Source organism: Kluyvera sp. STS39-E (assembly GCF_040932435.1).
Taxonomy (GTDB): Bacteria; Pseudomonadota; Gammaproteobacteria; order Enterobacterales; family Enterobacteriaceae; genus Kluyvera.
On sequence record NZ_JBFQGA010000028.1, the window covers coordinates 1 to 428 of the forward strand.

At 46.3% G+C, this 428-nt stretch carries 1 tRNA gene and 1 rRNA gene; both read left to right on the top strand.

The features are described from left to right. Nucleotides 1–101: ribosomal RNA gene (locus tag AB4K05_RS24665) — 16S ribosomal RNA — on the top strand; the annotation flags it as partial. Between the two features lie 70 nt (nucleotides 102–171). Continuing rightward, a tRNA-Glu gene (locus tag AB4K05_RS24670) sits at nucleotides 172–247 on the top strand. The last annotated feature ends 181 nt before the right edge of the window (nucleotides 248–428 follow it).

The window sequence follows — 428 nt, forward strand, 5'->3', positions numbered from 1 at the left end:
GCTTAACCTTCGGGAGGGCGCTTACCACTTTGTGATTCATGACTGGGGTGAAGTCGTAACAAGGTAACCGTAGGGGAACCTGCGGTTGGATCACCTCCTTACCTTAAAGAACCTGCCTTTGAAGTGCTCACACAGATTGTCTGATAGAAGTAATGAGCAAAACGGTACCGAGTCCCCATCGTCTAGAGGCCTAGGACACTGCCCTTTCACGGCTGTAACAGGGGTTCGAATCCCCTTGGGGACGCCATACCGGATAATGAGTGAAAGACATTATCCAACGATATCTCAAAACTGACTTTCGAGTCACGTTTGAGATATTTGCTCTTTAAAAATCTGGATCAAGCTGAAAATTGAAACGACACACTGTGTCTGTTCTCCGTAATAAGAACAGATAAGCGGTGTGTTCGAGTCTCTCAAATTTTCGCAAG